Annotated in this window: 6 protein-coding genes; all 6 read right to left on the bottom strand. The window is 46.9% G+C overall.

Going from position 1 to position 15685, the window contains the following annotated elements; genetic code table 11:
- Positions 1-140: 140 nt before the first annotated feature.
- A complete protein-coding gene (locus FHS16_RS02580) occupies positions 141-4415 on the bottom strand; it encodes an S-layer homology domain-containing protein (protein WP_183558378.1) in 4275 nt (1424 codons plus the stop codon).
- A gap of 97 nt (positions 4416-4512) precedes the next feature.
- Positions 4513-4752 (bottom strand): transposase, encoded by a 240-nt coding sequence (locus FHS16_RS32570; RefSeq protein ID WP_183558375.1) that lies wholly within the window; start codon positions 4750-4752, stop codon positions 4513-4515.
- Positions 4753-4925: 173 nt separating this feature from the next.
- Positions 4926-12221, bottom strand: coding sequence for a DUF5695 domain-containing protein (locus FHS16_RS02570; RefSeq protein WP_183558372.1), 7296 nt, complete (start codon positions 12219-12221; stop codon positions 4926-4928).
- Between the two features lie 36 nt (positions 12222-12257).
- Positions 12258-13127 carry a carbohydrate ABC transporter permease gene (locus FHS16_RS02565; RefSeq protein WP_183558369.1) on the bottom strand — a complete coding sequence of 290 codons (870 nt, stop codon included), beginning with the start codon at positions 13125-13127 and terminating at the stop codon, positions 12258-12260.
- Complete coding sequence (locus FHS16_RS02560) at positions 13124-14047, bottom strand: carbohydrate ABC transporter permease (RefSeq protein ID WP_183558366.1); 924 nt, start codon at positions 14045-14047, stop codon at positions 13124-13126. The genes FHS16_RS02565 and FHS16_RS02560 overlap by 4 nt, the downstream gene beginning before the upstream one ends.
- 72 nt (positions 14048-14119) lie before the next feature.
- Positions 14120-15514: an ABC transporter substrate-binding protein gene (locus tag FHS16_RS02555; RefSeq protein WP_183558363.1), complete on the bottom strand. Its 1395-nt coding sequence runs from the start codon at positions 15512-15514 to the stop codon at positions 14120-14122.
- Positions 15515-15685: the final 171 nt, after the last annotated feature.

Genomic DNA, 15685 nt, shown 5'->3' with positions numbered 1-15685 from the left:
TTATTGTTGGACTTATCCAAACGGAGTGAGGTCCGCAACCACTAAGCTTGGTAATTAAAACTACTCCCTTCTATTTGCAGAACAAAGCAAATAAAAGGGAGTAGTTTTCAACACTCATTTGTTGCACGTCAAGTCGTTACTTATTTTAGATGATCTAACATAGCTAGAATCAAAGTAACTGCTTCAGCTCTCGTTGAAGTTCCGTTAGGATTAAATTTTCCATTCCCATATCCCTTTATAAACCCCGCTTCTGCTGCTGTTGCCACATAAGGTTTAGCCCATTCCGGAATTTGTTCTGCATCATCAAATGCCAGCGATGCATTCGGATTTATTTCGAGACCCATTGCACGAACAAGGATAACCACTAACTCGCTTCTGGTCACTCCATTATTTGTACGGAATGAACCATCTTCATATCCCGATATGAATCCGGCATCAGCAATTGCTTGAATGAATGGCTGGGCCCATATTGGTGTTTGGTCTTGATCAGCAAAACTAAACCCAGAATCGCCAAGCTCCAATTTCAGCGCTCTAGCCAACATCGTTGCATACTCACCGCGAGTTATCGTTGCATTCGGTTTGAACGTTCCATTTTCATAACCATTTACAAAACCAAGCTCTACCGATTTTGAAATGGCTGCCCTAGCCCAATGATCCGTGATATCAGACAGATCAACTTTTGGAGTTTCAGGCTCTGTAGGATTGACTGGTTCTGTTGGTGTTGGTGTTGGTGTCGGTGTCGGTGGTGGTGTCCAACCACCGCCTGAAGAGCTAGCTTCAGTAGTCACCGTTACACTCGGACCATCCACGCTCCAGTTATCCGCTGCATCGCCTGCTTCAACTTTAAAGGAATAAGCCTTGTCAGATGAAAGACCGCCAACTTGATAATTGGTGATTTCAACGGGTAATGTCATGAATTCGATACCATTCTTGTACACCTTATAGCTTGTTACATCCGTATTGCCACTTGCTGCTGTCCATGAAAGCATTAAACTCGTTTTACCTACATTTGAAGCTAATAACTGTGCACCTGTTGGCCACATTGGCCGAGTTGTAGCTTTATAAGTTGCCGTTACGGTAACTGATTCTTCAGGCATTACAAATGTAGTTTCGATTGCGCCTGCATTTTCGAATACTACGCTGCTTTTATCCGCAGTCCATTTGTCAAAAGTTTGGCCATCAGGTGCTATTTGTGCTTTGATGGTAACAATATCTCCTGGTGCATAGCTTCCGCTGCCTTCACCGTTTTCTATAGCAACTGCATATCCTTCACCAGTTGCATCCGTAACGGTTACTAAACACTCAGCTGTATAACCACCGTCTAGCGTGGTGACAGTAATGGTGGCTGTCCCGACCGAGACAGCTGTTATCTCGCCCGTCTCGCTGACGCTCGCCACATCCGAATGGCTCGACGTCCAAGTCGCTTGTTTATTGGTAGCTTCTGAAGGCGTTATCGTAGCAGTTAAGGTTTCACTATCGCCAACTTTCAGACTTAACGCCTCTTTGTTTAGAGTCACGTTCTCCACTTCTACCACTGGATTGTCTGATTCTATAACCGTAAATTCATATTGCTTGGTCGTTATTCCGTCCTGTGCTTTGACTTCTATGGTAAAATTACGATCTTCACCAAATGCAATCGGTATACGCGGCGAGGCTGTATCACTAGAGAGAGCAATTCCATCCACACTCACCATGGCATATGGACTGCTCGGGCTTGGAGTAATACTCACTGATTCCGTACCTTTATTAACGATTAATTGGTAATCCATCGTATCGGTCTGAAATGCTGGACTTATTGTACCAGTACCAAATTCAATATGCTTTAGATTCGCGTCTGCTGAAGGCATTTGTGCCTCTGTATAAGCGTACACGTTGTTCAAATTAAATATAGCCTGACTATTTTCCGGGGCACCAAAAAGTATGCGATCTAGACTAAAAGCGCTAGATCTGAATGGAACATTAGTAACAGCTGGCTTATTCATGTCGTTTAAATAAATGTCGAATAAGTTGGTACTTGGATCTATTACTAGCTTGAACGAATACCAAGTGTTCACTTGGAAAGAAGAAGCTAATACTCTACTGCGATCTCCATAGTAGTAACGAATCGTACCGTCAGAATCGAAATAGAGCACCACGGCCGGAATATCTTCATCGTACATATAGCCTGATTGCACACGTGCTTTGGAGTCAAGCTTGATATCGAAGCCCATGACGATACGTTTGTTATGCGCTTCAAAGCGTATCGCAGCGGTATCAGCGCCTGTAGTGGCCTTTCCGTCAATTTTTAATATCTTATCCGATGTGCTTGGCATTTCCTCTACTTTGATTTGGTCACCGACGACCTCCCACCCAGCGGGAGCTGAACCCGTTGACTGCTCATCGAAAGAATCCATGGCTAGCAATCTATAGATTCTTACATTATCTACATTAAACTTGGCGTTGCTTTCTTCAGGCACATTGTATTCTACATGATCAATGAAAGAGCTGCTCGTTTTGAAGGATGCTTGGTGTACTTTAGGTATAACCATATCGTTAACATAAACATCGAATTTGCCAGTCGCAGCATCTGCAACAATCTTCACATGGTACCATGTATGAGCGTTGTAAGGCATAATGATAGTTCCACTGCTGCTATCTCCATAGCATAGATTTCCATCCTTATCGAAGTAAACCTCCGTCGCCGTATCGGCACCACTTTTCAGTATGCCTGCGTTTACTCTTTGATCTGTCTGGTCGACCTTTATGTCGAACTCTTCGACGATTTTGGCAGACTGCGAGATGAAATGATAAGCAGCTCCATTCACACCAGCTCCAGAGTCTCCAGACACTCGCATGCTCTTATTAGCTGCGCTAGGCATGTCTTCAATCGTAACATGGTCGCCTTGAAGCTCCCATCCGATTGGAGCAGAACCAGTAGTGTGATTGTTAAAATCAGCAAAGATAGGTAGTTTGACAACTCCTTCTGTAGGCACCCCGTCAACTGGCGACTGATCGCTAGTTGTTAACAATACGAAGCCGTTAGCTGGAACCGTTATGGTAACACCAGTATTCGTCATGTCAACGTTTGTGATCTCCGAATCTTTAACAGGTAATGCGTTTGCATCGGTTGGGTGATAGTCTTGCGTATACTTGTATAGATCCCAAGTTGCGCTAGCTACGCCAGGTATACGTACAGTGAATTCGCGGCTTTCGGTTCCACGATTAACGGCTGCAATTGTCCAATTCTTCGTGCCATCATCTACAGCCTTGCTTGAAACCAACATTCGAGTGGTTCGATCGTTACCAGCTTCAGGTTGATACAAGGTCGAGCCTTGCTCCACATAACGGCTCAATAGCGAGTACGAATAGAACCAAGGGCGTGGATTAGGGGAGTTAAAGATATCCCACATGCCCCACAGTTTGCCATGCATAGCATCATCCATTATCCAAGCACTTATGCCGCTTACACCTTGGAATACAGCCTGCATAGCATAGTCTACCTGATGCAGCGAATACCAATAATTCCTTACGTTCGGTTGATGATCATCGCTCGTAACATTATCGAAGGAACCAGCCTCCGAAATAAATAAAGGCTTTGGCGAATCGGAAAGCTCCTTCATGCGAGTTGCAACTACCGAATTGCTTGCATTTGCAATGGAAGCTTGAGATGGATAGAAATGCACATCGTATGCGCCTAAATAAGGAGCCAGTTCTAACTGATTTTTCGAGTCATACAGCCCCGTTCCAGGCTGGTTGCCTGTTGCCATCAACGCAACTGGCAAATTGCGATCAGCTATTTTGTCTTTCAACCATACAACGGCTTGTTTATACCCTTCCCATGAAATTTTGTTCGTTTTCGGTTCATTGACATGCTGGTAATACTTGATGTTGGTATATCCTTTCGTATTGATCAAATAGTCCAGAGCATCTACGATCAGATCTACGTATTTCTCGGATGAGTTATTTGATACCGTATCATTCTCATAGTCCATTCTCCAAGATGAGAGAAGCACTGTCGTCCCATCTGCTTTCAATCGGTCTAGAATTTTATAGATTTGCTTCATCTCATCGGTATTCCAATCGTATTCACCAACCGTAAGTGTAGGTGAAAAAGCATTGCATGCAAGCGCCAAACGAGAAAAGCCCATTCTCATATATTCGGCTCGGGTCATCACTTGATCCCACTGCTCATCAGAAAGAGGGGATATAATCCTATTAGAGCCAACATAGGGATCGAATTGAGTGCCAAAACCGTAGAAAGGTTGTTGCAAAGCGTCCGCTGCGTACACCGTCACATTCTCTGCTGCAGCATCAGCTGCGTATACGTTGTTCGGCGTGAACGTTGGAAGTACTACTAGAATTATGGACATCAACACCATTGTCAACTTCATTAAAAAGCGACCCATTCTCTTTTTTGTTATCATACTCCTTAACATAAAACATAACCTCCCTTGATGTATGTTACTAGTTAACGTTAATCGATTGATAACGCTTTCTCAATCAACGAAACTCTAATTTCTACCTCAATATTATTCAACTCTCCAATAATATGATGAAGCTGAGTTCAAACTCGATTTGCTCTTTGAACTGTCCAGTGATTATCAGGTTGAAGTATGTCTTGCACTTGGATTCCGGTTTGCAGCATCTTTCGCGCAGCGGACATGCCTTACATTTCTCTACGTCAAAGTAGTATACGAGCGAACGTCTGGCTTCGCTTTTTGTACTGCCTTGAATCACTTTGCGAATACTGTGCTCACCTGCAGGACAAACCATAAAGCTAGCGTCTTTTGTTTAATTGAGTGCAGCAATCTTCTTCAGTTCCCTTTACTTGTCTTTCAGAATGCAAAAAACCCAATGCCTGCGCGGCATTGGGTTTTTTGTTGTATTCGTTTTGCAGGGCTCATGAAAAACGCCATGTTTTCCCGCACCCTTTTCATGTTAGGAGCTTATTGCGATGAGGACCATTCATGCGAATAAATGTTAAACAAGATCTGCGCAGCCTCTGCTCTGGTCGTTGGACCTTTAGGGCTGAGGACATGATTGCCACGTCCGTTAACGAAGCCCATCTTAACCATTGCAGCCACATCAGCTGCCGCGTAGTCTGATAGTTCTTTTGCATCCGCAAACTTGCCGAGCTCTTCAATAGTACCGTCCAGCAATGTTTTGTTTGCTGCCTGCAATGCGCTTATTGTCAGCATAGCCATATCCTGCCTTGTCAATTCGGCTTCGGCATTAAACTTGCCTTTGTAGCCTACGGTTATGCCGAGCGCTTTGGCGATTCCGATTTCGTCATAGTACTTGCTTGATGCCTCGACATCACTGAAGTTCGAGTCGAATACCGCTGTAAGCTCCATCGTTCTTACAAGCCACGCCAAATACTCCGCTCTTGTCACTTTGTTGCTAGGATTAAACTCAGTAGCCGACATGCCGTCTATAAATCGTTTGGACGCCATCATCTCGACTGCTTTCGTGTACCATGAATCCTTTGTGACGTCGCCAAAGCTTTTCTTGCTGTAAGCAACTGCATATTGGCCTGCCCTACTCGTCGTGAATACCATGGCTCTATCAGCAGCATCGTATTTAACATTTTGTATTTGCACAGATTTTCCATTTGCATCAATATGCCAAACAACAAGGTAATCTAAATCTTCCAGTTCATCGGCAGTAGCTGTGTATGGTATTCGAATTTCTACCGGCGCTTGCAGGCGATTTGCTTCTCCTGCCGCTCCGCCTATTCCGACTCCCCATTTAATGGCGAGTCTGCTGCCTATCTCTCCTTGCGTTTCAGAATCAAACAAGGAAATGTCAGCATGCCCAATTGTCAGCTCTACACTCTTCGCATCCGTTTCCGCAAGATTCAACCCGTTTGCAGGCACAACGATTGTTCCGAATTGTGTCTCAATCTCAACCTGTACATCCGCTTTATCCGAGGTTAATGCGGTTTTAGGAAGCCCGACGGCATATGCGCTCGCTCCCTCTGTTTTCGGAATTTCCACCCGAACCGTCTTTACTCCGTTGCTGTCTGCTTTCGCGTTTTCCAGTGCTCTACGGATGTCATCCTGACTAATGGATTCCGATCTGGCTATGCCAGTCTCTTTATCCACCTTTGGCGCGACAACCTTGATCGTGTTTCCTTCAACCTTATTTGTTGCTATAGGCTGCGTTGGCGAAGACGACGGTGAAGGTGTGTAAGGATAGCTTATAATGACCGCAAGAGCATTACTCTCATTGTGAGCCGCAGTTCCCTTATATCTGACATAATAGGTTCCGGCATCAAGTCCCGTGATCTCTACGCCTGAGATGGCAGTCCAGTCGCTCGAATCAGTTCCTTGCTTCTGATATTCCATCGCAGAATCCACGCCTGTGATTTTCCCATCCCTAGCGCCAATTACGCTGACATCGACACCTTTGACCACTGTATCGGACGGTGGATTCTGTTCCTGCTTAGTCCCGTCAGGAACGATTATGATAATCGCGGGACTCGGATTCGCGGTATCTGTCTCCGCGTACCTAATTTCATAACGGCCAGCTTCAAGGTTATCTATGCTGCTTCCGTTAATCGCAATATACGCGCCGACATCTGCCTTCCGATATTCCATACCGGCAGTCACGTTCTCGATCTTCCCATCGCTTCCGCCCGCTATTGAAGCCGGTGTAACGACCAGCTCATCCGCGTTTGGCGCATTCTGGTCTGACTTCGCTTCATTACGAATTTCCACGGTTACCGGCAGGCTTGCATGCAACTCGTCTGTCGCTGCGTATCGGATTTGATAGCTGCCAGGCTCCAGCTCCTCAACACTCGTGCCATTGACACGCATGTAGCTCTCTTCGCCCAGCTTCCGATATTCCATCGAATCGCGGACGCCTTCGATTTTCCCGTTTGTTTGGGTATTGGAATTAGCATGTGTAATCGTCCATTCGCTTGGTTCCGGCGCTGGCTGATCCTGCTTCTGCCCTTCCGGAATGACGACTTCCTTATCCGGGCTCGCGTTCAGAGTAGCGGTTTTCATATACCGAACAAAATACTTGCCGGTGCTCAGGCCTGCAATTTCAACGCCAGTAATTGCAGCATACTCTTCCGCTCCTTCCTTCCGGTACTCCATTGCCGATGTTACGCCTATAATTTTACCGTCGTTGCTGTTGATAGATGTCGGGGCAACCGCAGTCGGTGTTGTCGGTGCTTCCTGCTCCTGAATGGCATCCGACTTAAGCACTTCCCATTCCCATAAGCCGACGCCAACTCCGCTTCCCGCTGATTGCTTTGTCATCGTAACGCGCAGTGCTTTCACTTTCAGCGCCGAATCGAAATCAACCAGATTGGAGGAGCCCACAGGCGTATTATTCACCAAGGTGATGCCTTCGGTAATGGTTTTCGCAGTCAACCATTCATTCGTGCTGCTATCCATAGGAATGTAAGAATACTCGTACTTTGTAGGTGCTAGTATGCCGCCTGCATCTGACCATAGCACCAAGTTCGAGCTATTGATTGCGACGCCTTGCGGCCATTCATATTGCACCCATTCTGCAGCTCCCGCATTCCCCCATGTTCCCCAATGCGGAATGTTCGCCTCTGCTTTTCTGCCGTCATTAACGGCTGCCGCATTCTCCCAAGGAGAGGTGTAGCTAGCGGATACGCGAGCCAAGTACGCCATATTGTTATCGCGCGGACGGAGCAGCTGCAGATCTGTCAGCAGCTTATCGAGCGCCTGGGCAACCTCCTCTTCCGTCGCATCCATTTTTTGAATGACGGCTGCCGCATTCGCCTTTGCCTCATCAACTGGCGAAAGACCTTGATCGATAAAGTTCGAAGCGTTCAAAGCATTGACATAGTTATTGATACTGATCAGTTCCGACTTGTCTACCGTCCCCGTATAACCGTTTACCTTCCATTCCAGAATACCGCTTCCGTTTGCGGTAGGCCTCATGTCGATACGGACGCCTGTAATATAGGCCGGCTCGAAAGTGGTTGTGTTGTATTTGTCCAGTTCATTTCCAAGTCCGTTAACGGCTCTTGGCGTATACCATATTCCAGTCTCGTCGCGAAGCTTGAGCTGCATATCCTTGGGACGGAAGTTCCCTCCGCCGTCTTGGAAGACGTATACATCCATCGAAGAGGCAAGGAGTGGCTGAACCCATTCATACGTAACCCATGCCGGGTCTCCTTCTCTTCCCCAGTTATGCCACGCGCTGTTCGGAGCCGTGCGAGAAGGAGAGAAATCTCTTGAATTTCTCGGCTCAACGCCGTTGTTCATCGCCTCGGGATACCCGTCACCGCCAGAGTAACTGGCAGAAGCTTTTGCTGCCAAGGCAGCGTTTTGAAGCGGTACGCTTACGACATATACAGTGCCGCGAACCTCTAGATCGCTGTCTGTCACTTTACCGCTTGCCTCGAAGCTGCCGATTGTCTCATAGTGGCTTGGATCGATATCATTCCATACAATCGCACTCTCTCTATACCCATCATCGAACAAAATCTTCATGACGGGCGGAAGAGACGGCGCCGTTCCCTTGCGTGTTACGGTATTGATTGCCCGGTAGGCGTCTTCGGTATCTGCTTCAATCACAATCGTTACATCCTTGCTTGCCGCCTTGCCTCCATCGGCAGCAGTCATCGTGAATACATAGGTACCCGCCTTGCTTACGCGCGCATATGCGGTTGCTTTGTCTCCAGCGACAATCGCGATATCGCCTGCGCCACTCGGCTTCTCCTTGACGGTCCATGCGTACGTCATGTCGGGCTCAAATTCCGCGCTGTGGATCGGATCCGGAATTGCCGTACCGGATAAAATTACGATGCTTTCATTCGTACCGTCTTGAGCGGCAGTTACTTCGCTAATCTGCGGAGGCTGTTTTTCCGGCGGAGCAGCCAATTGGAAGGTTAGTTCGTCAGCACCGCTCAGTTGCCCGTCATTCGCATTGAGCCTAATGGTATAGGAGCCTTCCTTTGTACCGACAGCCTGAGTAATGCTTGCCTTCGGATAGACAAAGCTCAGCTTGCCCCCTTGCGGTGTGCTAATCACTTCCCACCCGTAAGTCAGCGTTCCGTCCGGTGCGCCGTCGTCGCTCACAATACCGTTCAGCATAAACGGAATCAGCGCCTGCGGGTTTTGCGTTGCCGTCTCTGCCGTAACCTGCGGAGCTTCATTCTCTCCTGTGTTTAGCTTTTCGATGGTCAACTGCGCTGCCTCGTCACTGGTCATTTGGAACCTAGCAAGTCCTTTATTGTTTCGTACAAAGAACTGCCCAGCAGCTTCATTATTCAGCTTAATGGCATAAAAGCCATTTTCCAAACCTGCTCCGTCTATAGCAATTCTCGAAGCGTGTGCTTTTTTATCCAGATTCGCGAGCGTCAATTGGAATAGCCTGCCGTCTTTTTGAATTTCGGCGCTTTCGATTTTTTCGTTTTGAGAGACTAGATATATTTTTTCGTCGATTAAGTTAATGCGCTTGCCGAAACCGTCCTTCGGGGTGATCTCGTAGCTGCTGCCTTTGTCAGCAACCAATGCACCATATCCGAAAAGTCCAAATACCGGATCGGTAACAATATCTGAGCTGATACTCAGCAGAGAGCCGTAAATACCCTCGTCGGCTTCGCCCGAAAAATCGTTCCAGCCGTTATTCATAACGCGGGTTCCGCCATCGTACACGTCTTTGGTACCGGTTCCGCCTTTGTACATGGAATATCTCCAAGAGGTGCTGCCTACAGATTGTGCAGAAATCTGTCCCATGTTAATCGCGTTAAAGTTCGAGATCTTTGCCGCATAGTTGCGCTGCTGCGCAATCGCGGTCTGAGCAGCGGATCTGCCGTCATCCTGATAACGAATCCAGTCATCCATAATATATCCCGCCAGCGACGTCGTATATTGGAAGTTCCACCAGCCCTCGCCGCCGCGAAATACGGGTACGGAATAATGGTACCAGGTTGGCTGGATGCCGCGCATGGCACGAGTCTTCCAGTCGGCCATTTCCATACTTTTCTTAGCCGCTACTGCCTGCGCGTCCTGAGGGTAGTAGGTGAGCAGCGCCTTGGCAGCTGCATAGGCTCCTTCTTCGCCGGTATTGTCATATTCAAATTCCGAGCCGTATGGATAAGCGGCGAATGTCATGCTGCGTCCTTTGTCCAGGGCGAACTTTTTCTTAAGAGTGTCAAACTCTGTTTGCATTCCTTCTTCTTTCAATGCTTCGATCATATCGGGAATTTGCTGTTCGCCATAGTACCCGATTGCACCGCTGGAAATTCGGTTATTGTAAATGCCATAAGCCTTCTCCAAATAATACTGCGGCGACTCGCGGTACTCGATCAGATGGGGATACGCCTTTTGGATCCGATACATGTTGAAAAAGCCGGTGGCTGCCATGATTTCGGAGAACTCTCGCGTATAAGGCTTATCTTTATCCGTGTACGAGCCAGAATCTCTAAGCCAATTCGCAACAATAAAGCTGTCCTGCGTATGCTTCATAAAGCGTTCCCACATAAAATCAATGAGGTAGTTTTCTATCGATTGAATCTCTTCAGGACTTGGATCCAAATAGTTCTTCATGGTTATGGAGTTGATATTATCATGACCCCAGTCATCTCCCCAATGGCTTATGTTTCGGTCGAGACCATCTTTCAGATACCAGTCAAAGTAGTTGCCATAGGTAGGACTTTGCGGGTCCTTGTCCTGCGTCTTCTCGACCATAAATTCAGTGTGGGTGCTCATCGTTTCGTCAAGCTCGGCCATTACATTGAATTCATATTGCGTGAATTTATTGACCCATTCATCGCCAACCTTCAGCTCATACTCCACTCGGACGCTGTTGTTGCCCAGATCGTCAAATTGAAGTGAATAGATGTGGTGCTGTTCGCCATTCACAACCTTGGTCTCCAAAAATTGGTAGGCCTCGGTATATCCCGGGTTCCCGTCAGCTAGTCCACGGCCTGTGCGAGAGTTGTTGACCATCTCACCTCTTTGCTTGCCAGGCTTGATATTCGGAATATGCGCTTCATCATAAGGATCATTCTCGTGAACGGATTGAATATCAATTGATGTTACTTTAATTTTGCTGTCATCATAGTGCAGAGCCAGCTTGGTCGGCATATTAATGGCAGTCTGGAAGCCGGGCACCGCTACGGCGTCTACCATGCCAGATTGGTACAAAATGGAGCGAAGGTTTTTCTCACGCTCTTCCACGGAAGTGGAAGCGTTATTAGGGCTTTGGGCACTATCCTGAGGCGCATTGTCACCTCCGCGTACTGCGGAAAATTTAAACTGATAGGTCTTTTCCTCATTTGGTCCCAAAACAAGACTTGAGGCATCAGTAAAATATCCGCGGCCGGTTTTCTGTATATCCTTGGAGTGGATATAGAGTACGTTCAACCCAGGAAACCAACCGCCGCTGTCGCCTGTCCAGTTGGTAAAGGTCTGTCCAGCACGCAATTCGCCCTCTTCCTGCATCCAGTAATCCACATATTCAATGCGCGCTCCGCTTTCCGTCACTGGGGTAAAAAGCATGAAATTCCCTTCTCCGCTGGTCCGGATGGCATAGGAATAACCGCTGTCTGCCCCGGCAAAGTTATGCACGGTTAAACGATTGTCATACGTATCCGATACCGATCGGTATTTATTATTCCAAGGCATCGGCAAGCCGATATCACCGAACTCCATGTATTTGCCACTTTTGTTTTTCAAGGTTATTTCCCAAAGCATGGAGCCGTCTTCCGTCTCCATGTCGAACACAGACTTCACGTCAAAACCCTTCATCGCCCGGTTCGTTGTGGAGCTCAGATCCTGGCCGATAAAGTTGACCTCTACTTTCTTGCCCTCCGTAGAAATCGTTCTCTCGAAATATTGGTTATCAGGATTAATATTGGAATAGGTTGTTGATCCGCCAGCTGCTAGCGTTTTGTTTGTGTCCACTTCTACAAAGCCGTCCCTGTTAACAGGAAATTGTTCGTTATCTCCGGTGCGGTAAGAAAAAAGCATCTCGCCCATCCATTGATGCTGGACGTTGTTCTGCGGTGACGTATTATTGGGCAAAACAAAATTGATAGGATCCCCGTTTCGGTTTACAGGGTTGTTTTTGATATACAGCTCTTCAATCTGTCCTAGATCTCCAATTTTCGCAGAAAGGCTCGTATTTGAAATATCATCCGCAGCTGCAGCTAGCTTGGTTAACGCGCTTGAATTAAGCTGCAATATCTGAAATATCAACATAAATGCGATCGTCATCGACACAAGCCTTTTTGTAATCGTTTTCATAACAACCTCCTGATGGCTTAGTTATCCAAGATCGAACTAATTTTTTAATCCGGTAAGCGTGATGCCCTCTACAAAATACTTTTGACCAATAAGATAGAAAATGACACCTGGAGCAAAGGACAAGCATGTTGCAGCCATCGTCATCGACCAGTCGCTTTTTAGCTGGCCTCTAAAGTTGGTTAGCCCTAATGCGATCGTATATTTATCACTTGAATTAATATAAATCATCTGCTGGAGCAGATCATTCCATAGCCCGATGAAGATAAACAACGCGACTACGATCATAGCGGGTCGGATGGCTGGCATGATGATACTGAATAAGATGTGAAAGTATCCGGCACCGTCGATCGTCGCTGCTTGATCGAGTTCTCTTGGTATCGACATAATGAACTGGCGGATTAAAAAGATATTAAATGCGCCGCCGCCGCAAAAATAAGGCAAAATTAACGGCCAATAGCTGTCACTGATTCCAAGGCCTCGCGTCCAGCCGATATACAGCGGAATAAGCGTAACCATGGCAGGCAGCAGCATGGAGCCGATGCAAAGTGACCAGATCAGGTTCTTGCCGCGAAACCGCAGCCTAGCAAAAGCGTATCCACACAAAGTTGCCGTGAATGTCCCAGCCAAGCAGGAGGGAACAATTATGACCATCGTGTTCCACAAGTACTTCCAAAATTTGAATATCTCCAACGTTCTCTCATAATTGGAAAACAACCAATTGTCCGGGGTTAGGGCTGGCGGATATCTGTAGATCTCGGCATTCGTCATTAGCGACGTGCGGAAAATCCACCAAATCGGGAACAGCGCTAAAATGGCAAAAAAAACGACGGCGACTATCGTGATGATGTTCATCGTTCGGGTTCTGCGTTTTTTGCTTCTAAGTCTGCCATATGCTACTTCGCTCATTTGTCATCGCCTCCTTCATTGTAGATCCACCGGTTGGACGTCTTGAACAAAACAACTGTAAAGGCAGCAAGAATAGCGAATATAATCAAGGTGGTGGCGCAAGCATAGCCGATCTTGTAATTCACGAATGCTTGATCGTACATTAGATAAGTCAAGAACCGTGTAGAATTCCCCGGGCCGCCATTGGTTAAGGCAAGCGCCGGCGTTACGACTTGAAGGTTAGCGATCAAGCTCATCAACAAGTTGTAGAAAATAATCGGCGTCATGCATGGCAAGGTGATATGCCGGAATCGTTGCCAACCGTTTGCGCCATCCATTTCGGCAGCTTCATGGTATACATTCGGTACATTCTGAAGCCCGGCCAAAAAGATGACGATCAAGTTGCCCGCAAGCCAAACCGAGATCAGCGAGAGAGAGGGAACGACATAACTGGAATCAGCGATAAAATGGATTTTATTCAACCCAACCTCGGAGAGCAGATAGTTGAAAAAACCGAAATTGCCCTCGTAAAGCCAAGACCAACCTACGTAGATCGCTACAGCCGGCAAAACATAAGGGATATAAAAGACCGCTCTAAAAAAGCTTCTGGCTGGAATTTTACGGTTCAGCATCATCGCAATAAATAAGGAGTAGATCATGCTTCCGATTACCGATAGTACCGCAAAATAGATGGTCGTAATGATTGAGTCCTTAATATAAGGATCAGTAGTAAATAGCTTGACATAATTATCGAATCCGATGAACTCTGGGGCTTTCAACCCCGTCCAATTCGTGAGACTGATTCCGAGCACACCAAGAAGAGGTAAATACGTCAGAAAGATTAATCCCACAAAAGCGGGAATCAAACATATATAAGCAACGCGCGCCTCGCTTGAGTAAAAACGGGAACGGCGCTTCGGCAGTTTATTAACGGTCTCCATATCTTGCCCCACTCCTTATGAATAAAGAATGACCGCCACCGTTGCAACGCTAGCGGTCATCCCTTCTATCTTTTATTTACTGCCTGCATGGGCTGCTTTCAATGCATCGAGATTTTTGGTGATCGCTTCCTTTGCTGTAGCCTTACCCGTCCAGACATCGCCTAGAACCGACCCGAGCAAGGTGTTAAAGTCTGTTGTATAGTTCGTATAGAACCACGCAGCCGGCCTTGCAGCGTCGGATTGCGCATAGTCAACGACTGCAGACTTGTATTCCTCGTACGGTGGGAAGTTAGGATTTTCCACCCATTTGCGAGTGAACGTTTCATCCTTGTACCACTTGTCTAGTGTCGGCATCCAAATGCCCGATGAAATAAGCGCCCAGTTGTTTTCTTCGGAGTTGTACCATTTCAGCCATTCCATCGCTTCTTCCGGATGTTTGGTCTGGGAGAATACAACATTCGCGCCGCCAGTATTGAGGGTTACCTTATCCTTTAAGTAAGGCAATACGGCCACACCATATTTAAGCCCTTCCTCTTTGGCCGTATTCAAGCTTGTTCCTATGTTCCATTGACCATTCGTCGCCATAGCGACAGTACCAGCAATAATCGTACGCTGAATACCATCATCGGTCTGTCCGACGGACAACGGGGCAACATGATCCTTTAAGTACAGATCGGCAACTTTTTGAATCGCCTCGATGCTGGCATCTTCTCCGATTCTAACCTCCGTACCATCTTCGGAATAGAAACCTCCGCCATTGCTGAGCGCCCAGGTTTCGAGCTGCCATGAAAGATTCTCTACTGAAGTGCCGTACTGAACGATACTCTGCGAATCAAAACCTTCCTCGCCAGAATGCTTGCCGTTTTTGTCAATCGTCAGCTTCTTCGCCGTCTCTACGAATTCATCCCATGTCCATGCTTGATCAAGTGCAGCTGGAGGGTAGGGTACATTCGCTTTATCGAACATATCCTTGTTGTAATAGAGCAGGAGAATTTCATTGGCTGCTGCATAAGCAACGGTATTTCCCTGATGCTTGTAGGCCAAGCTGTCCAGCGGCTTGCTGTCGCTTCCCTCATACATTGCGCTTACATCATTCAGCATGCCTTCGGACGACCATTGGATGACGCCGCCTTCCTGCAGCATCCCTGTATCCGGCAATTGACCTGCCGTTGCAAGCGTATTCAATTTGGTCATGTAGTTTTCCCATGGAATCGCTTGCACTTCCACCTCAATTCGATCCTGCGAAGCATTAAACTTGTCCGCTACCGCCTGAGTTGTACTTCCTTCTGCCGCGCTTCCCCACATGGAGTACAAGATTTTGACCTTCTCTGTCTTAGAATCCGCCGGTTTATTCGTAGCATTCGATGCCGGTGACGCTGTGTTGCCTCCATTGTTCGCGCATCCAATTGCACTCATTGCCAATGCAGCTGCGATAAGACCTACCCCAAGTTTCTTGCCTGTTTTCATTGCCCCCGCTCTCCCTTCAAAGTTTGCTTTCTTTTGTATGTCTAACCATTTAACTCGATCACGAGAGAGCATTCAGGCGATAAGTTAAACGTTTAGAATCAATTACAACCAGATTGTGCCATAAGTAATGATGAAAGGCAATAAGATATTTCAACCTGTTTTTTTGTTATT

Source organism: Paenibacillus endophyticus, assembly GCF_014192395.1.
GTDB classification, from domain to species: Bacteria; Bacillota; Bacilli; order Paenibacillales; family Paenibacillaceae; genus Pristimantibacillus; species Pristimantibacillus endophyticus.
The sequence above is the reverse complement of the archived record's forward strand: the minus strand, read 5'-3'. Positions and strand labels throughout refer to the sequence as shown.